This is a genomic window from Pontimicrobium sp. MEBiC06410 (genome assembly GCF_053601615.1).
Genome location: NZ_JBSHNT010000046.1, coordinates 1 through 265, shown reverse-complemented (window position 1 = coordinate 265; position 265 = coordinate 1). Strand labels below are relative to the sequence as shown.

The 265-nt window shown below is 46.4% G+C and carries 1 protein-coding gene; it reads right to left on the bottom strand.

Annotated elements, in window-relative coordinates; translation table 11 throughout:
• Positions 1-265, bottom strand: a 265-nt coding sequence (locus ACVC08_RS00275; RefSeq protein WP_452600516.1) for a hypothetical protein, incomplete at both ends; no start/stop codon positions are given.

Here is a 265-nt window from a genome sequence, read left to right as displayed (position 1 = left end):
GGTTACCGTGAAAATTGCGGGGTCTTGTCCGTTTAATATGGCATCGGTCATGGTTGTAAAGTCAAAGCTTTCGTATACGCCATCGGTGTTTAACTCACAGTGGGTGTAATCGTCTACTGGGGTGACTACTGGTAATGGGTTGACAATAACATCGAAGTTAACCAGCGTGTAACAGCCTGTTCCGTTTAATCCTGTAGGGTCATCGCCATTGGTTAATCGGACATAGATGGTTTGTGGGGTGATCCCTGTATTTGGATTGGCTGGG